17 protein-coding genes and 1 pseudogene are annotated in these 22,650 nt (G+C 63.0%); 17 read left to right on the top strand and 1 reads right to left on the bottom strand.

Annotated elements, in window-relative coordinates; genetic code table 11:
• Positions 1-32: 32 nt before the first annotated feature.
• The 7 genes and pseudogenes from mdlD (at position 33) to ABE456_RS10870 (ending at position 8,164) form a co-directional block, all read left to right on the top strand.
• Positions 33-1,343: an NAD(P)-dependent benzaldehyde dehydrogenase MdlD gene (gene mdlD, locus ABE456_RS10900; RefSeq protein ID WP_346643911.1), complete on the top strand. Its 1,311-nt coding sequence runs from the start codon at positions 33-35 to the stop codon at positions 1,341-1,343.
• Between the two features lie 108 nt (positions 1,344-1,451).
• Positions 1,452-2,210, top strand: a complete 759-nt coding sequence (locus ABE456_RS10895; protein ID WP_346643910.1) for a hypothetical protein — start codon at positions 1,452-1,454, stop codon at positions 2,208-2,210.
• A gap of 266 nt (positions 2,211-2,476) precedes the next feature.
• Positions 2,477-3,382, top strand: a complete 906-nt coding sequence (locus ABE456_RS10890) for a methyl-accepting chemotaxis protein (protein WP_346643909.1) — start codon at positions 2,477-2,479, stop codon at positions 3,380-3,382.
• Positions 3,363-3,431 (top strand): annotated as a pseudogene (locus ABE456_RS10885) (DNA-directed DNA polymerase); the annotation flags it as partial. The gene ABE456_RS10890 and the pseudogene ABE456_RS10885, both read left to right, overlap by 20 nt.
• Before the next feature lie 560 nt (positions 3,432-3,991).
• Entirely contained in the window at positions 3,992-4,657 is a 666-nt protein-coding gene (locus ABE456_RS10880) for an ABC transporter ATP-binding protein (RefSeq protein WP_346643908.1), read from the top strand.
• A complete protein-coding gene (locus tag ABE456_RS10875) occupies positions 4,657-7,119 on the top strand; it encodes an FtsX-like permease family protein (RefSeq protein WP_346643907.1) in 2,463 nt (820 codons plus the stop codon). The genes ABE456_RS10880 and ABE456_RS10875 overlap by 1 nt, the downstream gene beginning before the upstream one ends.
• Positions 7,109-8,164, top strand: coding sequence for a lipocalin-like domain-containing protein (locus ABE456_RS10870; RefSeq protein WP_346643906.1), 1,056 nt, complete (start codon positions 7,109-7,111; stop codon positions 8,162-8,164). The genes ABE456_RS10875 and ABE456_RS10870 overlap by 11 nt, the downstream gene beginning before the upstream one ends.
• Positions 8,165-8,332: 168 nt before the next feature.
• On the opposite strand, the gene ABE456_RS10865 is transcribed toward ABE456_RS10870, so the two are convergent.
• Entirely contained in the window at positions 8,333-9,079 is a 747-nt protein-coding gene (locus tag ABE456_RS10865; protein WP_346643905.1) for an enoyl-CoA hydratase-related protein, read from the bottom strand.
• A 130-nt stretch (positions 9,080-9,209) separates the two neighbouring features.
• Between ABE456_RS10865 and ABE456_RS10860 the strand changes: the two genes are divergently transcribed.
• From ABE456_RS10860 to alr, 10 genes are all read left to right on the top strand, one after another.
• Entirely contained in the window at positions 9,210-9,854 is a 645-nt protein-coding gene (locus tag ABE456_RS10860) for a TetR family transcriptional regulator C-terminal domain-containing protein (RefSeq protein WP_346643904.1), read from the top strand.
• A gap of 75 nt (positions 9,855-9,929) precedes the next feature.
• Entirely contained in the window at positions 9,930-10,646 is a 717-nt protein-coding gene (locus tag ABE456_RS10855) for a response regulator (protein WP_051100260.1), read from the top strand.
• Positions 10,643-11,419 carry a transporter substrate-binding domain-containing protein gene (locus ABE456_RS10850; RefSeq protein WP_346643903.1) on the top strand — a complete coding sequence of 259 codons (777 nt, stop codon included), beginning with the start codon at positions 10,643-10,645 and terminating at the stop codon, positions 11,417-11,419. The genes ABE456_RS10855 and ABE456_RS10850 overlap by 4 nt, the downstream gene beginning before the upstream one ends.
• Entirely contained in the window at positions 11,416-13,668 is a 2,253-nt protein-coding gene (locus ABE456_RS10845) for an ATP-binding protein (protein WP_346643902.1), read from the top strand. Before ABE456_RS10850 ends, ABE456_RS10845 begins: the two co-directional genes overlap by 4 nt.
• A 217-nt stretch (positions 13,669-13,885) precedes the next feature.
• Positions 13,886-15,292 carry an amino acid permease gene (locus ABE456_RS10840; protein ID WP_346643901.1) on the top strand — a complete coding sequence of 469 codons (1,407 nt, stop codon included), beginning with the start codon at positions 13,886-13,888 and terminating at the stop codon, positions 15,290-15,292.
• A gap of 357 nt (positions 15,293-15,649) precedes the next feature.
• Positions 15,650-16,444, top strand: coding sequence for an enoyl-CoA hydratase-related protein (locus ABE456_RS10835; protein WP_346643900.1), 795 nt, complete (start codon positions 15,650-15,652; stop codon positions 16,442-16,444).
• 32 nt (positions 16,445-16,476) lie between these two features.
• Positions 16,477-17,637 carry an acyl-CoA dehydrogenase family protein gene (locus ABE456_RS10830; RefSeq protein ID WP_346643899.1) on the top strand — a complete coding sequence of 387 codons (1,161 nt, stop codon included), beginning with the start codon at positions 16,477-16,479 and terminating at the stop codon, positions 17,635-17,637.
• A 17-nt stretch (positions 17,638-17,654) separates the two neighbouring features.
• Positions 17,655-19,772 carry an acetate--CoA ligase family protein gene (locus ABE456_RS10825; RefSeq protein ID WP_346643898.1) on the top strand — a complete coding sequence of 706 codons (2,118 nt, stop codon included), beginning with the start codon at positions 17,655-17,657 and terminating at the stop codon, positions 19,770-19,772.
• Entirely contained in the window at positions 19,765-21,372 is a 1,608-nt protein-coding gene (locus ABE456_RS10820; protein WP_346643897.1) for a 5-guanidino-2-oxopentanoate decarboxylase, read from the top strand. Before ABE456_RS10825 ends, ABE456_RS10820 begins: the two co-directional genes overlap by 8 nt.
• A 34-nt stretch (positions 21,373-21,406) precedes the next feature.
• Complete coding sequence (gene alr, locus ABE456_RS10815; protein WP_346643896.1) at positions 21,407-22,636, top strand: alanine racemase; 1,230 nt, start codon at positions 21,407-21,409, stop codon at positions 22,634-22,636.
• Positions 22,637-22,650 lie beyond the last annotated feature (14 nt).

The following is a 22,650-nucleotide window of genomic DNA, read 5'->3' as shown; positions in this document are numbered from 1 at the left end:
CCTGTAATCCCGAATAAAGAGGAAATCCACTCATGAATTATCTGTCTCCGGCTAAGATTGACTCGCTGTTCTCCGCTCAGAAGGCGTATTTTGCTACCCGAGCTACGGCTGATGTGGGCTTCCGCAAGCAATCGCTAGAAAGACTGAAAGACGCGATTATCAATAACAAGGAAGCTCTTTATTCTGCGCTTGCAGAGGACTTGGGCAAGCCCAAGGATGTAGTCGACCTGGCAGAGATCGGTGCAGTATTGCACGAAATTGATTTCGCGCTTGCTCACCTTGATGAATGGGTCGCGCCAGTTTCGGTTCCGTCGCCAGACATTATTGCGCCTTCCGAATGTTATGTCGTCCAAGAGCCGTACGGGGTCACCTATATCATCGGCCCCTTCAACTACCCGGTTAACCTGACGCTCACCCCGCTGATTGGTGCGATCATAGGCGGTAACACTTGCATCATCAAACCGTCTGAAACCACACCGGAAACCTCGGCGGTAATCGAGGAGATCATTGCTGAGGCGTTTGCTCCTGAATATGTCACGGTTATCCAGGGTGGTCGAGACGAAAATAGTCATTTGCTCAGCCTACCTTTCGACTTCATTTTTTTCACCGGTAGCCCCAATGTCGGCAAGGTGGTTATGCAGGCGGCTGCTAAACACCTGACTCCTGTCGTTCTAGAGCTCGGTGGCAAGTGCCCACTGATTGTCCTGCCTGACGCGGATCTCGATCAGACGGTCAATCAATTGATGTTCGGTAAATTCATCAACAGTGGTCAAACCTGCATTGCACCGGATTACCTCTATGTGCACTGCAGCGTCAAAGATGCACTTTTGGAGCGCCTTGTTGAGCGCGTGAAGACCGAGCTGCCCGAGATCAACTCTACTGGCAAGCTCGTCACCGAGCGTCAGGTGCAGCGATTGGTCTCCCTGCTGGAAGCAACGCAAGGGCAGGTACTTGTAGGATCTCAGGCGGACGTAAGCAAGCGCGCCTTGAGTGCTACGGTAGTAGATGGTGTGGAGTGGAATGACCCTCTGATGTCCGAGGAGCTTTTCGGCCCGATTCTGCCTGTTCTTGAATTTGATAGCGTTCGGACTGCCATAGATCAAGTCAACAAGTACCATCCAAAGCCTTTGGCCGTTTATGTGTTCGGTAAGGATATGAATGTCGCCAAAGGTATCATCAACCAGATTCAGTCTGGTGATGCGCAGGTGAACGGCGTAATGCTCCATGCGTTCTCGCCATACCTCCCATTCGGGGGAGTCGGTGCTTCTGGTATGGGCGAATACCATGGGCATTTCAGCTTCCTGACCTTTACCCATAAAAAGTCCGTGCGGATTGTGCCGTAAATATTGATACAAGGCGCGCTCCGGCGCGCTTCTTGTACTGTCGGATGTCAGCTCAACAGCACTGTCTGGCCTAGTTTATTTTCATCAACGAACGTCAGGAGGGAGGATATGACCGTGGGCAAAGGCTTTATCCCAAGGCGATGCCAGGATGAATCTATCGCTTGTAGTCGGGATCAGAATAGGTTGAAAGGCGAGACATCTACTAATGGAATGCATCGGAACACATTAGGTGTCGAGTTCTCTCGAATAATTAAAGCGGTCCAAGAAGATACGGAAAGTCAGCGATTGACTCGGCATAGTCTTGGTGAGCTTTTCGATAAGCTGTCTTCTGATCTTTCAAAGGCTTCGGATTTACTAGGTCTTAGTGTGAGTGGTAGTGATGCGCCTGCTGTTTTCAAGCTTTTGTATGTGTACGCCGTCAATGTGGTAGGGTCGATGCTGAGCTCAATACTGAGTAAGGCTGTTGTGAGTAGTCCAAGTTTGCGAGCTAGCTTTAAAAGCAGGTTCTTGGAGGATGGGTTTTCTTCAGGCTTGCATGGAAGTGAGCGAGAAGCTTTATCGGGGGGGAGAGGGTTTTCAGGTGATATGGCGTCCGGCCTGAGCTTGAAGAGCTTTTGCAATGTTGAATATTTGTTAATTGAGATTTTTGGTGAGCGACTTGAAACGTTGAATTTCACTGTTATAGATCAAATTTTCGCGAAGCGTGACGACCTCCTTGTCCGTCATGGGAGAAATGTTGAAGGCCAAGCAGTACAGTTTACCGCTGAGGATGTGAAGCTCGTGATAGCCACCCTTCGCGACTTCGCAGTGAATCTTAATATCAAAATTTATCACTCATTGTTTGATCATAATTCATCGGCTGCTTGAGTTCCGCTATCTGAAATCCTCGCCCTGTATTCATCATTCCGCGTCAGGGCAGTTTGGATTCGCTCCACGAAACCGGATACATCCCTGCACAAAACGGATAGTGGGCTGAAACGCGATCGCGATAATCTTAGCTGACCGTGAGTCTATGTGCGTGCAAGGCGACGGTGCTACTCGTCCATTGGTGCTCGAGCGAAGGCATGGGCACCTAGATAATAATAATGAGTCGAGCTCGACAGGCCTTAAGGCGTGCGGGCTGGGGAGCAACTATGTCGAAAATAACGCAGCGTCTTTGGGCCGGTGCAATCGTACAGGTCGGTGCAGCGAGCGCGGGCGTTACAGCATTTCTTTACCCTGAGTCTTTGATCCTCTGCCTATCACTCAATGTATTCTCGCTGCTTTTAGCCGGTTGGCTGTACCATTTTGCAAGGATCGAGAGGGTAGAGGTACGTGTTGAAATACCCTACGAGGTGCGTGTGCCGTGCACACAAACGGAAGACAACACACGCAAGGCTGAGCCTCTCGCTCTTGACCCTCAAGTGAAGGTTGATCTAGAGCGACTGAGCGTTGCGATTGCAGATACCGAGCGAGATATGGACTTCGCTAATCAGCTGGCTCGCGAGGCAGGTGGAAAAGTCAGCTCCAGCTCAGACAGCATTCAAAGCTCGGCTGGCATTTTCAGAGAGCTTGACCAGTCAATGGTTCATTGTGCCCAGGCCTTTAATGCGTTGGGTGGTCAGTCCGTGGAAATTACAGGTCTGGTAGCTAGCATCCAGGACATCGCACGCCAAACAAACCTCTTGGCGCTGAATGCGGCTATTGAAGCAGCAAGGGCAGGGGATCATGGTCGTGGCTTTGCTGTGGTGGCTGATGAAGTGCGTAATCTCTCTAGGCGAGTAGCTGACTCCAGTGCGCAAATCCACCAGATAGCACAGAGTCTTGAACAGACCGCTGGTGATGCTCGTGAGGGAATAGATAGGCTCGGCGTCTCAGCGCGCAGAGGCTTGGCTCAGTCGGACGACGCGCTGCAGGCCATGCAAGGGCTGCGCGATGCGGCGGCAGCCCGTATGAAAATCGTCGAGCAGATCATGTCTCGCCTCGCTGGGCTCCGCGAGCTGGCTGAAAGGATAGAGAGGATGCTCCCTGAAGAGCTCGTTGCCATATCCTGCCGATGAGAGGCGTTTGCTGACAAAGGCGGCGCAGGAGGGTGTTGAGCGAGTGTACTGAGAGGGCTTCCGCTATAGCAAGGCGGAGGTGTGTCGCGAAAGGGGCTGCGCAGCAGCCCCAGGGCCTCAGCGCAGACGCATATTTGATATCACGAGATGGCGGGCGCTGCTCCAGATCATCACCGTGCAATTGCTGCAGTAATTCAATTAGCTGAAAGTAGTTGTATTGGTGGGCTTCCTTTAAAGCGATGTCCACCTTGCCAATCGCGTGCTGCTCGTCTGGGATTTCCATGGCTGAGCCTCTTGCTGGAACAACGAAGTATATGCTGATCCTAGACGACTGGTTTTAATTTTAGTCCTTGATTTCATGTCAAAAAATTAATGGGTATAATTTAAGGAGTGGTCTGTAGGAAGTTTCCTTTATTATTTATTCGCTATTATTCGTCTTGTGCTCTCCCAAGGGCAGGATCTGCGGATTGATAAGGCTTTTAACGATGGAACAGAACACCAGTCACCAAAGGCGACCACTCGTTCATTACGAAAATTAAACGAGTGTTCGGCTGTGCTGGCCCGAACCTGCTATTCCTAAAGGAACACCCAACCCACCAGGGCCCCTCGATGCTGGCCATCGAAAACCTCCACAAATCATTCCCCACTCCCCAAGGCCCACTCCCGGTGTTGCAAGGCGTCGACCTGTGCCTGTCACGCGGCAGCAGCCTGGCGCTGATGGGCGAGTCTGGTAGCGGCAAGAGCACCTTGCTGCACCTGATAGCTGGCCTGGACCGTGCCGACAGCGGCCACATCCTGATCGACGACATACCGCTCGACAGCCGCTCGGAAGCATCGCTGGCTCTGTGGCGGCGGCAGGGGATTGGCCTGGTGTTCCAGCAGTACAACCTGATCAGCAGCCTGGATGTGCGGACCAACCTTGCATTCCAGGCCAGATTGGCGGGTCGGCACGACCCGGACTGGGTCGCGTACCTGGCCCAACGCCTGGGCCTGGCGGAGTTGTTTTCGCGTTACCCGGAACAGTTGTCAGGCGGCCAGCAGCAACGTGTCGCCATCGGCCGCGCGCTGGCCGGGCGCCCGGCCTGGCTGCTGGCCGACGAGCCCACCGGCAGCCTCGATGAAGCCAGTAGCGATGAAGTGTTGAGCCTGCTGCTGCAACTGGTTGCCGAAGCCGGCAGCGGTGTGCTGATGGTGACCCACAGCCCACGGGTGGCAGCGCGCCTGCAACAGCGTTGCTACTTGCAGGCCGGCCGCGTGCAGGCCGAGCAGGGCTGATGCGGCTGTTGTCGCTGGCCCTGTTAGCGCTGCTCAGCCACTGGCGCCGCCATCGCGTGCAGTTCTTCAGCATCTTCACAGGCCTGTGGCTGGCCACGGCGTTATGGACTGGCGTGCAGGCACTGAATAGCCAGGCGCGTAGCGACTATGCCCGGGCCAGCGCGGTATTGGCCGGGCCGCTGCAGGCGCAACTGCTGCCGCGTAATGGCGAGCGCTTCGACCAGGCGCTTTACGTGCAACTGCGCAGGCAGGGCTGGGCGGTGTCGCCGGTGCTGGAGGGGCGCTTGCGTTTGCCGGGCGAGCCTGGGCGAAGCGTGCGGCTGATCGGCATAGAACCGTTAAGCCTGCCGCCGGCCAGCAGCATTGCCGGCGTGCAGCCGCAGGCCTTCGACCTGCAGGCGTTCATTGGTTCACCCGGGCAAGCCTGGGTTGGGCCAGACACCTTGCGGCAGTTGAAGGTGAACGCTGGGCAGGTGGCGCGCGACAGCGCAGGGCAGTCGCTGCCACCGTTGATGCTGCAGCCTGAAATGGCGCCAGGGGTGATCGTGGTCGATATCGGCCACGCGCAGGCGTTGCTGCAGGCTCCCGGGCAGTTGTCGCGATTGCTGCTGGCCGGTAGTACGGGGCCATTGCCGGTAGATGTTGCGCCTTACCTTGAACTGCAACCCCAGCAAGACGACGGCGGCCTGCAGCGCTTGACCGACAGCTTCCACCTCAACCTGACTGCGCTCGGCCTGCTGGCGTTCGTTGTCGGCCTGTTCATCGCCCATGCTGCAATCGGCCTGGCGCTGGAGCAGCGGCGGGGGCTGATTCGCAACCTGCGCGCCTGTGGCATCAGCCTGAACACACTGCTGTGTGCCCTGGTCCTGGAGCTGGGCCTGTTCGCGGTGCTGGGTGGGCTCGCCGGGGTGGCCAGTGGTTATGGGTTGGCGACGTGGTTGTTGCCCGACGTGGCCGCCAGCTTGCGCGGCCTGTACGGCGCCCAGGTCGCCGGGACGCTGAGCTTGCCCGCAGGGTGGTGGCTGGCGGGCGTGCTGGTGAGTGTACTGGGGGCATTGCTGGCAGGGCTGGGCAGCGTACTGCGGGCAGCACGGTTGCCGCTGCTGGCGCTGGCGCAACCCCAGGCCTGGCGATTGGCGCAGGGGCCTTGGTTGAAGCGTCAGGCCTCAGTGGCAGGCCTGTTACTGCTGCTGGCGTTGGGCTGTGGCGTGCTTGGGGATAGTCTGCCCAGCGCCTTCGGCGTGCTCGCAGCACTATTACTGGCCGCGGCGCTGTTGTTGCCGGCCTTGCTCGACCAACTGCTGGCCTGGCTGGCGCGCCGTTGCCACCGGCCATTGGCGCAATGGTTCGTCGCCGACAGCCGCCAGCAACTGCCAGCCCTGAGCCTGGCGCTGATGGCCTTGTTGCTGGCACTGGCCGCCAGTGTTGGCGTGGGCAGCATGACCGAGGGCTTTCGCAAGACCTTTGTCGGCTGGCTTGACCAGCGCCTGTCCGCCGACCTGTACGTCACTCCACGCGATACAGCCCAGGGTTTGCAGATAGCCGAATGGCTCGGGCAGCAACCTGCAGCCAGCGTGGTCCTGCCTGGCTGGCGTGTGGAAACACAGCTGCAGGGTTGGCCGGTGCAGGTTCAAGGCATCGTCGACCATGCTGTCTATCGCACGCGCTGGCCACTGTTGGCGCAGCAAAAGCAGGCCTGGGAGCAATTGGCCGGCGGCCAGGCGGTGATGCTTAGTGAGCAACTGGCCAGGCGGCTGAAGCTGCAACTGGGCGATCGCTTGAGGTTGCCCGCAAACGCGTCGTCAGCCATGACCGTTGTGGGGATCTACGCCGATTACGGCAACCCCAAGGGGCATGTGCTGGTCAACGCCGGCTGGCTGCGCGGCCACTGGCCACAGGCAACGCTGACCGGCTTGAGCGTCGACCTGCTTGCCGAACAAGGGCCGGCCATCAAAGCCGCGTTGCAACAGCGCTTTGCCCTGGACGACAGCCGCGTGGTGGAGCAGGCGCGCCTGAAACGCTGGTCGACCGACGTGTTCAACCGCACCTTCGCCGCCACGGCGGCACTCAACAGCCTTACGCTTGGCGTGGCCGGGGTGGCGTTGTTCATCAACCTGCTGACGCTGGGCCAGGCCCGGCTGGGTCAGTTGGCGCCGCTGTGGGCGTTGGGCGTGCGGCGCACGCATCTGGTCTGGCTGAGCCTTGGCCAGACACTCATGCTAAGCAGCCTCACCGTGCTGCTGGCGATTCCGCTGGGGCTGTTGCTGGCCTGGTGCCTGGTCGCGGTGGTGAACGTGCAGGCATTCGGCTGGCGTTTGCCGCTCCATGTGTTCCCCGTGCAATTGCTACAACTGGCCTTGCTGGGCATGCTTACCAGCCTGCTGGCAAGTGCCTGGCCACTGTGGCAACTGGCGCTCCGCCAGCCGCGTGAACTGTTGAGGCCATTTGCCGATGAAGCGTAATGCCTGGCTGTTGCTATGCGGGTTGTTGTGCGGTTGTGATCAGCCTGCACCGCAAAGCTATGCCGGGCTTGGGCAGCAGGCGGGCGAGTTCAACCAGGTGATCCGCGACCATCGCTTGGCATTCCCACGTGACCACGGCCCCCACGATGGCTTTCGTATCGAGTGGTGGTATGTCACCGCCAACCTCAAGGATGCCCAGGGGCGTGACTGGGGCGCGCAGTGGACGCTGTTCCGCTCGGCCCTGCGCCCTGGCCCGGAAACTGGCGACTGGAATAGCCCGAACCTGTGGATGGGGCACGCGGCGTTGACCGGCCCTGGGGGGCATCAGTCTGCTGAAACCCTGGCGCGCGGTGGTATCGGCCAGGCCGGGGTGCAGGCCCAGCCGTTTCGGGCGTGGATCAATGACTGGTCGTTGCAGGGCGGGGGAGGTATTGAAAGCCTGCAGATGGTCGCGGGTGGCGAAGGCTTTCGCTACGACTTGCACTTGCGCAGCGACCGGCCGCTGGTGCTGCATGGGGACAGGGGCTACAGCGAGAAATCCGGCAAGGGGCAGGCTTCCTACTATTACAGCCAGCCCTTCTACCTGGTGCAAGGGCAGGTGCAGCGTGGCGGCGAGTGTATCGCGGTCAGCGGTCAGGCCTGGCTGGACCGGGAGTGGAGCAGCCAGCCGCTGGCGGCCGGGCAGACGGGCTGGGATTGGTTTTCCCTGCACCTGGACGATGGCGCCAAGCTGATGCTGTTTCAGGTACGCGAGGCGCAGGGGGAGGCGTACCGCGCCGGGACCTGGGTTAGCCCGCAGGGAGAGGTTGTGGCGCTGCAGGGAGTGCAGATCCAGCTGCAGGCGCTGGCCTGGGCGCGGCAGAACAACGGCAAGCAGGTGCCGACGCGCTGGCGGGTGCAGGTGCCGGGGCAGGGGGTGGATGTACAGGTGGAGGCAGTGGAGCCGAAGGCGTGGATGCAGACGCGGTTCCCGTATTGGGAAGGGCCAGTGCGTTTGAGCGGGAGTGCGGGTGGGCGTGGGTATCTGGAAATGACCGGGTATTAGCGCCTTACATTTTGGCCATTACGCGGTCCCTTGTAGGAGCGGCCTTGTGTCGCGATAGGGCCGCAAAGCGGCCCCAGCAATGTTGCGGCAATGCGAAGATCATGGGGGCGCTTCGCACCCCTTTCGCGACACAAGGCCGCTCCCACAATGGGGGGCGCGTCAGCCCGGTCAATCCTTGATCAGTGAGCGCAACACTGCGCGCGCTTCTTCGGTACGCAAGCACTCGATGAACAACCGGCTTTCCCGCGCCACCGTGGCTTCCAGCTCCTCACGCTGGCTGTCCTTGAGCAAGCGCTTGCTGATCCGCAGCGCCGCCTGCGGATACCCTTGCAGCTGCCGCGCCAGCTTGCGAGCCGCAGCCAGGCACTGTTCGCCATCCTCGTGCAGCTCATTGGCCAGCCCCCAGGCCACCGCCTGCTCGCCATCAAGCAACGCGTTGCCCAGCAGCAAGCTGGCAGCACGGGCCTGGCCAAGCAAGCGCGGCAGCAACAGGCTGGAACCGAACTCCGGGCACACCCCCAATGGCGCAAAGGGCATGCGCAGCTTGGTCGAGCGGCTGACCAGCACCTGGTCACAATGCAACAGCAGGGTGGCGCCGATGCCGATTGCCGCGCCACTGACCGCAGCAATCAGCGGCTTGTCCAGGCCCATGACCACCCGCATCAGGCGGAACACCGGGCTATCGAGGCCGCTGGGTGGGTTGTCGAGGAAGTCGCGCAGGTCGTTGCCAGCACTGAAACACTGCGGGTTACCGGTGATGATGATGACCTCGACGGCGGGGTCTGCAGCCGCCGCCAGCAGCAGGTCACCCAGTTGCTGGTACATAGCGCTGTTCAGGGCATTGAGCTTGTCGGGGCGGTTGAAGGCCAGGGTCAGCAGGCCTTGGTCCAGGTCGCGTGTGATCAGGTCGTTCATGGCAGCCGCTTTTGTTGTTGTGGTCGGGCCCGGGCGGGCATTGGCGCTTAGGGTTTATCACGCGGTCCGGCTTGTTGTACAGTCGTTCAGTCCAGCCCATTGCCGCCAGCCCCTAACAAGAGACCCGCTGATGAATCAGGAAGCCCGCTACCACCGCATGCTGCCGGAATTGCGCAAAGCCAACCTGGTCGAGGCGACCCTGGTGTGCCTCAAACGCCATGGTTTCCAGGGCGCTTCGATCCGCAAGATCTCGGCCGAGGCCGGGGTTTCGGTCGGGCTGATCAGCCATCACTACGCGGGCAAGGACGAGCTGGTGGCCGAAGCCTACATGGCCGTCACCGGCCGGGTGATGGGCTTGCTGCGCGAGGCCATGGCCCAGGCCGCGCCCAATGCCCGCGAGCGGCTGTCGGCGTTCTTCCGCGCCTCGTTCTGCGCCGAGCTGCTTGAGCCGCAACTGCTCGATGCCTGGCTGGCGTTCTGGGGTGCGGTGAAAACCGCCGAGGCGATCAACCAGGTGCACGACCACTCGTACGGCGAGTACCGCAACGAACTCAGCCGGCTGCTGGCCAGCCTGGCCGAGGAGGAGGGCTGGCAGGGCTTCGATGCCGACCTGGCGGCTATCAGCCTGAGTGCCTTGCTCGATGGCCTGTGGCTGGAGTCGGGGCTCAACCCTGGCACCTTCACCCCCGAGCAGGGCGTGATTATTTGCGAGGCCTGGGTCGACGGCCTGCAGGCCGGTGGTCGGCGGCGCTTCAGCCTGCCGGAGGGCTGTTGATCGCCTGTTCAGTAACGAGTACGCTGCTGTCGCGATTGTGTAGAACAACACCAATAAAAAAAGAGACGACACGCAATGACGCCTCGGGTATTGATCGTTGATGACGATCCGCTTATTCGTGACTTGCTGCAGGCCTATCTGTCCCAGGAAGGCTACGACGTGCACTGCGCCGACACCGCGGAAAAGGCCGAAGCCCTGCTCGGCAGCCAGGATGTCGACCTGGTGCTGCTGGACATTCGCCTGCCCGGCAAGGATGGCCTTACCCTGACCCGCGAGCTGCGCGTGCGCTCGGAGGTCGGCATTATCCTCATCACCGGGCGCAACGACGACATCGACCGCATCGTCGGCCTGGAATGCGGCGCCGACGACTATGTGATCAAACCGCTTAACCCCCGTGAGCTGGTGTCCCGCGCCAAGAACCTGATCCGCCGCGTGCGCCATGCCCGCGAAGTGCAACCGGCACCGGCCTGCGCGCAATCGCTGAAGCAGTTTGCCGACTGGGCGCTGGACACCGACCGCCGGCGCCTGATCGACGCCCGTGGCGGGCAAACCCTGCTCACCCACGGCGAGTTCCAGTTGCTCAGCGTGTTCCTGCGTAACAGCGGCCACACCCTCAGTCGCGACCAGTTGATGGACCAGATCCGCAACCGCGAATGGGTGCCCAACGACCGCTCGATCGACGTGCTGGTCGGCCGCCTGCGGCGCAAGCTGCATGATGACCCGGCCGAGCCGCAGCTGATCATTACCATCCACGGCACCGGCTACCTGTTCACCGCCAGCGTGGCGGCATGACCCGTAGTGCCTGGGTGCTGGCCTTGGCATTGTTCGCCGTGCAAGCCAGCGCAAAGCAGCCGGTGCGCTACTGCGACTACCCGGTGTACCCGCCAATTTCCTGGAGCGACGGCCACCAGGTGCGTGGCGTGGCCCCGACCGTGGTGCGCGAGCTGTTCGCGCGCATGGGCTACCCGGTGCAAACCGTGGTGCTGGGAAACTGGAAGCGCTGCCTGATGGACGCCGCGGCTGGGCGGGTGGACGTGGTGCTGGCTTATAACAGCGACCAGCGTGACCAGCGCATGCGTTTTTCCACGGTGCCGGTGCTGCGCGAGGAAGTGGCGGTGTTCTACAACCGCCTGCGGCCGGTGCAGTTCCAGCAGCTGGAAGACCTTGCCGGCTACCGCGGCGGCTTGCTTTACGGCGAAAGTTACGGCGCCGAGTTCGATCGTTTTGTCGCCCGTCACCAGAACATCGAACGGGTGTCGTCCAGCCAGCAGAACTTTGGCAAGCTGATCCGCGGGCGCATCGATTATGTGATCCAGGAGCGGCGTACCGGCCAGCTGTTCATCGAGCACCTGCCCGGCGCGCAGGACATTCGCGCTTTGCCCACCGCGCTCAGCGTGGACTACCTGCGTGTGGCCGTGTCGCGGCAATCGCCCTTGAGCCAGCACATGGACGAAATCGACGCGCAGCTGCAGCGCATGAACCAGGCCGGCGAGATCGAGCGCTGGCTGGAACAGAGCGAAGTCACCTACCGTGACATGATCAACCTGCCGGCAGATGCCCGATGATCCGCCTGCGCACCGACGGCCTGCTGCGCCGCCTGCTGTTGTTCATCCTGCTGTTCAGCCTGTGCTTTACCGTGCTGGCCAGCTCGGTGCAGCTGTACTTCGAATACCGCCGCGAGATGCGCGATATCGAGGCGCGCATGGCGTTGATCCGTGCCGGCTACCTGGCCAGCCTGGAGCGCAGCCTGTGGGACCTCGACGAGGCACAGCTTGATGTACAACTGCGCGGCCTGGTGGACTTTTCCGACGTGGCACGGGTGCGGTTGGTCAGTGATGATTTCCAGCTGTTGCGCGGGGAGGCCGAGCCCAAGGGGCCGCTGCGCATCGAGCGCTTCCCGCTTGATTATCAGCCACCCTCGGGGCCAGCCAGGCACCTGGGCGAGCTGGAGGTCAGCATTGACCTCGGTGCGGTGCACCGCCGCTTGTATGCCACCGGCCTGGCCAGCCTGCTGTGGATGGGGGTGTTTCTGTGTGGCCTGGCGGTGGCGTTGTCGGGGCTGTTCTATCGCTTGGTTACCCGCCACCTGCAAGTAATGGCCGAGTTCGCCCACCGTATTGGCGCTGGCCAGTGGCAGGAGCCGTTGCGCCTCGGCCGCCGCCCTTCGGCACGCCCGGACGAAATCGATACGGTGGCCAACGCGCTGGATGATATGCGTCGCGCCATCCTCAGCGATATCGAACGCCGCGAACGCGACCGCCTGGAGCTGCAGGGCAAGCGCGACGAGTTGCAGGCCATGGTCGAGCGGCGCACCGCCAGCCTGGCCCGGGCCAAGGACGACGCCGAGGCCGCCAACCTGGCCAAGTCACGCTTCCTGGCGACCATGAGCCATGAGCTGCGCACCCCACTCAACGGCATCCTCGGCATGGCCGAACTGCTGCGTGGCGCTCGGCTGGAGGCGGCTGACCGCCAGCGCGTCGAGGCCTTGTACAAGGCTGGCGAAGGGCTGCTGGCGATTCTCAATGAAGTGCTGTACTTCGCCCGGCTTGAAGAGGGCGAGAGCCGCGCCGAGCTGGTCGGCTTTTCGCTGCGGCAGTTGTGCCAGGAAGTGCTGGCGCTGCTTGAACCCATGGCCATGGGCAACGGCGACACCTTGCAATTGGTGCTCGATGAGCAGTTGGCCGGCTACCAGCACGGTGCCGAGCAGTACCTGCGTCAGGTGCTGAGCAACCTGCTGGCCAATGCCATCAAGTTCACCGAGCACGGCCAGGTACAACTCAAGGTGCAGGTGCTGACCAGTAGCGAGAGCTCGCAGCGCCTGCGGCTTTCGGTCAGTGACAATGGCATTGGCATCGAGCCCGCCGTGCAGGCGAGGATCTTCGACCGTTTCGTCCAGGCCAGCGAGGCGGTGGCACGGCGCTATGGCGGCACTGGCCTGGGCCTGGCGATCTGCAAGCACCTGGTGGAAAAGCTGGGCGGCAGCATCGGCCTGGACAGTGTGCAAGGGCAGGGCAGTTGCTTCTGGTTCGAGCTCGATGTGGCTTGTGGGCAGCCCGTGCCAGTTAGTGCGCCGGCCCTGTCACCCCTGGCTGGCCTGGATATCCTGGTGGTCGAGGACGTGGCGCTGAACCGCGAGGTGGCGGCTGGTTTGCTGTTGCGCGAGGGCCACCAGGTGAGCTTTGCCGAGGACGCCGCGCAGGCCCTGCAAGCCTGCGCCCTGCGGCGTTTCGACCTGATCCTGCTCGACGTGCATCTGCCGGGCATGAGCGGGGTGGAGCTGTGTCGGCAGCTGCGAGCCACGCCCGGGCCGAACCGCCACAGCCGGGTGCTGGCACTGACAGCTGGCGTGCAACCTGGGCAAGTACCGGGTTATCTGGACGCTGGCATGCAAGGGGTGCTGGCCAAGCCCTTGCGCCTGGATAACCTGCGCCAGGCGTTGGCCGGGTCGGCCCCTTGCGAAGTGGCGGGGGCTGACGCAAACATGGATTGGTCACTGCTGGATACCCACCGCTCGCTGCTGGGCGAGCAGAAGCTGCAAGGCCTGCTGAAGGTGTTGCGCCAGTCGCTGGAGCAGCACGCCGCGGCGCTGGCCGAGGCGCTGCCGGCCCAGGACTTTACCGAAGTGCTGCACCTGGCCCATCGCCTGGCTGGCAGTTGTGATTCCCTGGGCTTCGCCGGGCTGGCTGCATTGTTACGTCGCCTGGAAGAAGCGGCCCGCCAGCATGACGCACAGGCATTGCAAGCCCTCGGCGAGCCGCTGGCCGCTCAGCTTGGCCAGGCCCGCACTACCTTGGAACAGTTGATCCAGAGCTGACGTACAAAAAACTTACGACTTTTTACATCTTCGATCCGTTCGTACAACGGCACCTTACATCCGTTTCCAATAATCCATGGCAACCGCGTTGCACGCGGTCCATGAGGCTTATTGGAGACAACAATAATGACATGCCGTAGCACTCAGCCCCTCCTGCATACGACCCCGCGCGGCACCGTCGCGTGGCCCAGCACCGGCCGCAAGGGCGAGGTGCGCCATGACTGACACCCACGAGAAAATCCAGCTCACCCGCGCCCTGAAAAGCCGGCACATCTTCATGCTCTCGTTGGGCGGGGTGATCGGTACCGGGCTGTTCATGGGCTCGGGCGTGACTATCAACCAAGGGGGGCCGGTGGGCGCGATCCTCGCCTACCTGGTGGCCGGTTTGCTGATGTACCTGGTGATGGTCTGCCTGGGCGAGCTGTCGGTGCAGATGCCGGTGTCCGGCTCGTTCCAGGCTCACGCCACCAAGTTCATCGGCCCGGCCACCGGCTTCATGATCGGCTGGGTGTACTGGATGAGCTGGGCCACCACCGTGGGCCTGGAGTTCACCGCCGCCGGCATGCTCATGACCCGCTGGTTCCCGGAGGTGCCGATCTGGTACTGGTCGGCGCTGTTCGTGGTGGTGCTGTTCGGCCTCAACGCCCTGGCCACCCGCGCCTTCGGTGAGGCCGAGTACTGGTTCTCGGGGATCAAGGTGGCGACCATCCTTGGTTTCATCGTCATCGGCCTGCTGGTGATCTTCGGCGCCATCCCGCTGAGCAGCGGGGCACCGGCACCGATGCTGAACAACCTGGTGGGCGAATCGCTGTTCCCCCACGGCCTGTCGGCGGTATTCGCGGTGATGATGACGGTGGTCTACGCCTTCCAGGGTTGCGAGATCATGGGTGTGGCCGCTGGCGAGACCGAGCACCCGGAAAAGAGCATTCCGCGGGCGGTGCGCAACGTGGTGTTCCGCGTGCTGATCTTCTACGTGCTGGCGATTGCCGTGCTGTCGGCCATCGTGCCGTACGAGCAGGCCGGGCTGATGGAAAGCCCGTTCGTGCAGGTGTTCGACATGGTCGGCATCCCTTACGCCGCCGACCTGATGAACTTTGTCATCCTCACCGCCATCCTCTCGGTGGGCAACTCCGGGCTGTATGCCTCTACGCGTATCCTCTGGGCGATGTCGAAGAGCGGCATGGCACCGAAAAGCCTGTCGCCGCTGAGCAAACGCGGCGTGCCGCTGCGCGCGCTGAGCATCACCCTGTGCTTTGCGTTGGTCTCGTTGATGACCAGCTTCGTGGCCGCCGACACCCTGTTCATGGTGTTGATGGCGGTGAGCGGCATGTCTGGCACCGTGACCTGGATCGTCATCGCCCTGGCGCAGTACCGCTTCCGCAAGGCCTACCTGCGTGATGGCGGGCAGCTGCAGGACCTGAAGTACCGGGCGCCGCTGTACCCGCTGGTGCCGCTGTTGTGCATCACCCTGTGCAGCTCGCTGTTCGTGTTCCTGGCGCTGGATGAGACGCAGCGGCCGTCGCTGTACTGGGGCTTTGGCTTTATTGCGCTGTGCTATGCGGCGTATTACCTCGTCAACCGCCGTCGGCAGGGGGCGTTTGCGCCGAGTGTGCCGGGGGTTTGATTGCTGTGTCTGGCTGAAGATTGCCGGGGCCGCTTTGCGGCCCATCGCGACACAAGGCCGCTCCTACAAGAGACCGCGTCAGGCAGGGCCTGTATGCGATCCCCTGTAGGAGCGGCCTTGTGTCGCGAAAGGGGCGCAAAGCGCCCCCGGCAATTTCACAGTTGTACAAAGTTGTAACAACCACCACGTGGCCAGCGCTTTCCGAGTCAAAAAAATCATTAAAAACCAATTAGTTAAATGAATTTAAAGCGCTGTTACAGGTCCATTTCCCAGCAATTGCCGCCTTGTTGAACACTCGTTTAGTATCTCCTTCATCAAGCCCTCCCCATAACCATCACAACAACCCCGAGGCCCCCCATGACCACCCCGTCGTCGTCACTGTTGAGCAAGGTCGAAGCCGGCGTTGCCTGGATCACACTCAATCGCCCCGAGCAGCGCAACGCGCTGGACATCCCCACCCTCAAGCAGTTGCACGCCTTGCTCGAAACCTGCAACACCAACCCGGCTGTGCGTGTGGTGGTGCTGACCGGCAGCGGCCGCAGTTTCTGCGCCGGTGCCGACCTGGCCGAATGGGCCGCGGCCGAAGCCCAGGGCACCCTGGAAAGCTACGGCTGGACCGAAACCGCCCATGCCCTGATGTTGCGCCTGCACAGCCTCGACAAACCCACCATCGCCGCCATCAACGGCACCGCCGTGGGCGGTGGCATGGACCTCAGCCTGTGCTGCGACCTGCGCATCGCTGCCGCGTCAGCACGCTTCAAGGCCGGCTACACCAGCATGGGCTACAGCCCCGATGCCGGTGCCAGCTGGCACCTGCCACGGCTGATCGGCAGCGAGCAGGCCAAGCGCCTGCTGTTCCTTGATGAGTTGTGGGGCGCCGAACGCGCCCTGGCAGCCGGGCTGGTCAGCGAAGTCTGCGCCGACGAGCAACTGCCTGCGGTGGCTGCCGAGCTGGCCGGGCGCCTGGCCAACGGCCCGACGTTCGCCTACGCGCAGACCAAGCGGCTGATCCGCGACGGCGCCCAGCGCAACTTGGCCGAACAGCTCGAAGCCGAGCGCCAGGCCGGCTTGCTGTGCGGCCGCAGCCAGGATGGCGCCGAGGCGCTGCAAGCCTCGGTGGAGCGCCGCGCACCGCGTTTCACCGGCCAGTAACCGATACCCGACCCTCACCAGGACCTTCGCAGATGAATTTCCAACTGACCCAAGAACAAGAAATGTTGGTGGAAGCGGTACGCAGCTTTGTTGCCAAGGAGCTGCTGCCCCATGAGGAAGCGGTGGACCGTGCCGACGCCGTGTCGCCGGAGCTCGCCGCGCACATTCGCGGCAAGGCCATCGCCGCCGGGTTCTACGCTTTCAACATGCCCGAGGAAGTCGGCGGTGGCGGCCTGGACTACCTGTCCCAGGCGCTGATCGAGCGCGAGCTGTCCAAGGTGTCCTGGGCCCTGCATGTGTTTGTTGCACGGCCGTCGAAAATCCTCATGGCCTGCAAGGATGAGCAGGTCAACGACTACCTGCTGCCGTGTGTACAAGGCGAGAAAATCGACTGCTTCGCCCTCACCGAACCCGGCGCCGGCTCGGATGCCAATGCCATCAAGACCCGCGCCGTGCGCCAGGGCGATGACTTCGTCATCAACGGCAGCAAGCACTTCATCAGCCACGCCGGCCACGCCGATTTCGCCATCGTCTTCGCTGTCACCGACACCTATGAGCACAACGGGCGCAAGCGCAATGCGGTCACGGCCTTCCTTGTGGACCGTGGCACGCCGGGCATGACCATCCGCCGTGGCCCCAAGTGCGTGAGCAACCGTGGCTACCACACCTATGAACTGTTCTTCGACGACTGCCGGGTGCCAGCCAGCAAGGTGCTGGGCGAAGTCGGCAAAGGCTGGGAAGTGGCCAACGCCTGGCTCACGGCCGGCCGGGTGATGGTTGCCGCCAACTGCGTGGGCCAGGCCCAGCGTGCACTCGACCTGTCGCTGCAGTGGGCCGCCGACCGCAAGCAGTTCGGCCAGGCCATCGGCAGCTACCAGGGGGTGTCGTTCAAGCTGGCTGACATGGCCACGCAGATCCGCGCCGCCGAAATGCTCACCCTGCACACCGCCTGGAAGATGGACCAGGGCAGCATGACCGATGGCGAGGCCGGCATGGCCAAGCTGTTTGCCAGTGAAGTGCTGGGCAAGGTCGCCGACGAGGCCGTGCAAATCTTCGGTGGCATGGGGCTGATGGACGAAGGGCCGGTCGAGCGCATCTGGCGCAACGCGCGCATCGAGCGCATCTGGGAGGGCACCTCGGAAATCCAGCGGCACATCATCGCCCGTGAACTGCTGCGCCCGCTGCTGCGCTGATTGCCAGGAGAACACCCATGTCGCATTCGATTCGTGACAACCTCAAGCGCCTGCTGGCGCCCCGGCACCTGGCCTTCGTTGGCGGGCGCAGCATGGCGCGGGCGCTCAAGCGCTGTGCCGAAGGTGGCTTTGGCGGCGAGCTGTGGCTGGTCAACCCGCAGCACCAAAGCCTTGAAGGCATCCCCTGCGTGGCACGGGTGGCCGACTTGCCTTACGCCCCGGACGCGGTGTTCATCGCCACCAACCGCGAGCTGACCTTGCAGTGCGTTGCCGAGCTGGCCGCGCGCGGCGCCGGTGGCGCCATTTGCTATGCCTCGGGCTTTGCCGAAAGCGGCGAGGAAGGCCGCCAGCTGCAGCAGCGCCTGCTTGCCGCCGCCGGCAACATGGCCTTGCTCGGCCCCAACTGCTACGGCCTGCTCGACTACCTGCACGGCGCTGCCCTGTGGCCGGTGGCCCATGGCGGCAAGCCGGTGGAGAAGGGGGTGGCGATCCTTACTCAGAGCGGCAACTTCGCCTACAACCTGTCCATGAGCGACCGCTCGCTGCCGGTGGCCTACATGGCCTCGGTCGGCAACCAGGCGCAATTGGGCGTGGCCGAGTTGATGGACGTGCTGCTCGACGACCCACGGGTGACCGCCATCGGCCTGCACCTGGAAGGCCTGAAGAATGTCCCGGGCTTTGCCCGCGCCGCCTACAAGGCACTGCAGCAGGGCACGCCGATCATTGCCCTCAAAACCGGTGTGTCGCAGATCGGTGCCGAACTGGCGCTTAGCCATACCAGCTCGTTGTCCGGCTCCGATGCCTTGTACGACAGCCTGTTCCAGCGCCTGGGCGTAATCCGCGTCAGCGGCCCGGTGAGCTTTGTCGAAACCCTTAAAGCCGCCGCTTGCGGGCGATTGCCGGCAGACGGCGAGCTGATCGCGTTGGCCTGCTCAGGCGGCGATGCCGGCCTGATCGCCGACTATGCCGAGCGTAACCAGCTGCACCTGCCGAAGCTTGCGCAAGGGCAGGTGGCGGCACTGGCCGAAGTGCTGCCGGCCTACGCCAACCTGGTCAACCCGCTGGATTTCACCACCGCTATCTGGGGTGATGAAGCCGCCCTGCAACGCATGCTCGACAGTACCCTGAACGGCGCCGCCGACGCGGCCATGCTGGTGCTGGACTACCCGGCGGCGTTCACCGGTGAACGCAAGGAATGCGACCTGCTGCTGGCGCTGTTCTGCGATGCACTGGAGCGCCACGGCAAGATCGGCTTTGTCACCTCGGCATTCCCGGAGCTGTTGCCCGCCTGCGCGCGCGAACGCCTGCATGCGCGTGGCATCGGTGCCCTGCAGGGCGTCGAGGATGGCCTGGCGGCCTGGGGCCGCATCGTTGCCTACCAGCGCAACCGCCAGCGGCTGCTGGAGCAGGGCGAGGCCGCACGGGTACCGCTGTGCCCACAGGCCCTCACGGGCGAAGGCCGGCTGCTGGACGAATGGCAGTCCAAGCAAGCCTTGCGCGCCTTTGGCCTGCCGGTTCCGGCCGGGCTACTGAGCACACCCGAGCGCGCCGTGGCAGACGCCGCACGCGTCGGCTACCCGCTGGTACTCAAGGCGGTCAGCGCGCAGCTGCCGCACAAGAGCGAGGCCGGTGCCGTGGCGTTGAACCTGCGTGACGCCGCTGCCCTTGAGGCTGCACTGCTGCAGATGCGTCAACGCATCGCCGCCTACGCCCCGCAGGTAGCGTTCGACCAGGTGCTGCTTGAACCGATGGCCGAGCCGCCGCTGGCTGAACTTATCGTCGGCATCAAGCGCGAGCACGATTTCGCCCTGGCCCTGGTGATCGGTACCGGTGGTGTGCTGGTCGAGCTGCTCAAGGACAGCGTCAGCCTGTTGCTACCCACCACAGAGAGTGCCATTCGTGCCGCGCTGCTCAGCCTGCGCAGTGCCAGCCTGCTGCAGGGCTTCCGTGGCCGCCCGGTCGCCGACCTTGACGCGTTGGTTGCGGCCATCCGCTCGGTAGCCGACTACGCCTGCGAAAACGCGGGGCAATTGCTGGAGCTGGATGTGAACCCATTGATGGTGGGTGCCCACGGCACCACTGCGGTCGACGCGCTGATCCGCCTCGGCCAGGCGCAAGGAGAACGACATGAATGACCTTACCCTGACCGCCGGCCAGGCGCTGGTGCGCCTGCTGGCCAACTACGGCGTGGAAACGGTGTTCGGCATCCCAGGGGTACACACCCTGGAACTGTACCGTGGCCTGCCGGGCAGCGGCATCCGCCACGTCCTGACCCGCCACGAGCAAGGTGCCGGCTTCATGGCCGACGGCTACGCCCGGGTCAGTGGCAAGCCTGGTGTGTGCTTCGTCATTACCGGCCCGGGCGTGACCAACGCTGCCACCGCCATCGGCCAGGCTTATGCCGACTCTATCCCGATGCTGGTGATTTCCAGCGTCAACCACACCGCCAGCTTGGGCAAGGGTTGGGGCTGCCTGCACGAAACCCAGGACCAGCGCGCCATGACTGCGCCGATCACGGCGTTCTCCGCCGTGGCCCTGCGCGGCGAAGACCTGCCCGAGCTGATCGCCCGGGCCTGGGCAGTGTTCGATAGCGAACGGCCACGGCCGGTGCATATTTCGGTGCCGCTGGACGTGTTGGCTGCGCCGGTAAGCCGGGACTGGAGCGATGAGGTGGTACGCCGCCCCGGCCGTGGCCAGCCGTGCCGCGAAACCCTCGACCAGGCAGCCCTGAAGCTGGCCACCGCCAAGCGGCCGATGATCATTGCCGGTGGTGGTGCGCTGCATGCGGCCGAGCAGTTGCAGCAGCTGAGCACCCGGCTGGCGGCGCCGCTGTTCACCAGCGTGGCCGGCAAGGGCTTGCTGCCAGCGGATGCGCCACTCAATGCCGGTTCCAGTTTGTGCGTTGAGCCGGGCTGGCAACTGATCAGCCAAGCCGACGTAGTGCTGGCGATAGGCACCGAAATGGCCGACACCGACTACTGGCGCGAGCGCCTGCCGCTCAATGGCGAGCTGCTGCGCGTGGACATCGACCCGCGCAAGTTCAACGACTTCTACCCCTGTGCCATTGCCCTGCACGGCGATGCCCGGCAAACCCTGGCCGGCTTGCTCGAACACCTGCCAGAGCTCAACCGTGACCCGGCCCAGGCCAGCGAAGCGGTGGCCAACCTGCGCCAGGCCATCCGCAATGGCCATGCACCGTTGCAGGCCACCCACCAGGCAATTCTGGACCGCATTGCTGGCGTGCTGCCCGACGACGCCTTCATCAGCAGCGACATGACCCAACTGGCCTACACCGGCAATTACGCATTTGCCAGCCGGGCGCCGCGCAGCTGGCTGCACCCCACTGGCTATGGCACCCTCGGCTACGGCCTGCCGGCCGGCATCGGCGGCATGCTCGCCACCCACCATCGCCCAGGCCTGGTGCTGGTCGGCGATGGCGGCTTCCTCTACACCGCCCAGGAACTGGCCACGGCAGTCGAGGAACTGGACCGGCCGCTGGTGGTGCTGTTGTGGAACAACGATGCCCTGGGCCAGATCCGCGACGACATGCTTGGCCTGAACATCGAGCCGGTCGGCGTGCTGCCACGCAACCCAGACTTCATCGGCCTGGCCCGCGCTTTCGGTTGCGCGGTGCGCCAGCCGCGTGACCTGGACGCGTTGCAGGCCGACCTGGCCAGCGGTTTCGCCACACCCGGCGTGACCTTTATCGAACTCAAACACACCTGCGTCTGCTAAGCCGCGCACAACGACAATAACAAGAGAAACCAACATGCCATTTCGCCGTACCCTTCTGGCCGCATCGCTGGCCTTGCTGATCACTGGCCAGGCCCCGCTGTACGCTGCACCACCGCTGTCGATGGACAACGGCACCAACGCCCTGACCGTGCAGAACAGCAACGCCTGGGTCGAAGTCAGCGCCAGCGCCCTGCAACACAACATCCGCACCCTGCAGGCAGAGCTGGGTGGCAAGTCCAAACTGTGCGCCGTACTCAAGGCCGACGCCTACGGCCATGGCATTGGCCTGGTGATGCCATCGATCATTGCCCAGGGCGTGCCCTGCGTGGCGGTGGCCAGCAACGAAGAGGCCCGCGTGGTTCGCGCCAGCGGCTTTACCGGGCAACTGGTGCGGGTACGCCTGGCCAGCCTCAGCGAACTGGAAGATGCCCTGCAATACGACATGGAAGAACTGGTCGGCAGCGCCGAGTTCGCCCGCCAGGTCGACGCCATCGCCGCGCGCCACGGCAAGACCCTGCGCATCCACATGGCGCTCAACTCCAGCGGCATGAGCCGCAACGGTGTGGAGATGAGCACTTGGTCCGGCCGTGGCGAAGCGCTGCAGATCACCGACCAGAAGCACCTCAAGCTGGTCGCGCTGATGACCCACTTCGCCGTGGAAGACAAGGATGATGTGCGCAAGGGCCTGGCGGCGTTCAATGAGCAGGCCGACTGGCTGATCAAGCACGCCAAGCTTGACCGCAGCAAGCTCACCCTGCACGCAGCCAACTCGTTCGCTACGCTGGAGGTGCCGGAAGCGCGCCTGGACATGGTGCGTACCGGTGGCGCGCTGTTCGGTGACACCGTGCCGGCGCGCACCGAATACAAACGTGCCATGCAGTTCAAGTCGCACGTGGCGGCGGTGCACAGCTACCCGGCCGGCAACACCGTCGGCTACGACCGCACCTTCACCCTGGCCCGTGATTCGCGCCTGGCCAACATCACCGTCGGCTACTCCGACGGCTACCGCCGGGTCTTCACCAACAAGGGCCATGTGCTGATCAACGGCCATCGCGTGCCGGTGGTGGGCAAGGTTTCGATGAACACGCTGATGGTCGATGTCACCGACTTCCCGGACGTGAAGGGTGGCAACGAAGTGGTGCTGTTCGGCAAGCAGGCCGGGGCTGAAATCACCCAGGCCGAGATGGAAGAAATCAACGACGCGCTGCTCGCCGATTTGTACACCGTGTGGGGCAGTGCCAACCCGAAGATTCTCGTCGACTGAAAACGCCATTGAAG

This window comes from Pseudomonas sp. TWI929 (assembly GCF_039673335.1).
Taxonomy (GTDB): Bacteria; Pseudomonadota; Gammaproteobacteria; order Pseudomonadales; family Pseudomonadaceae; genus Aquipseudomonas.
Note: the sequence above shows the minus strand (reverse complement) of the source record. Positions and strands in the feature narration are given on the sequence as shown.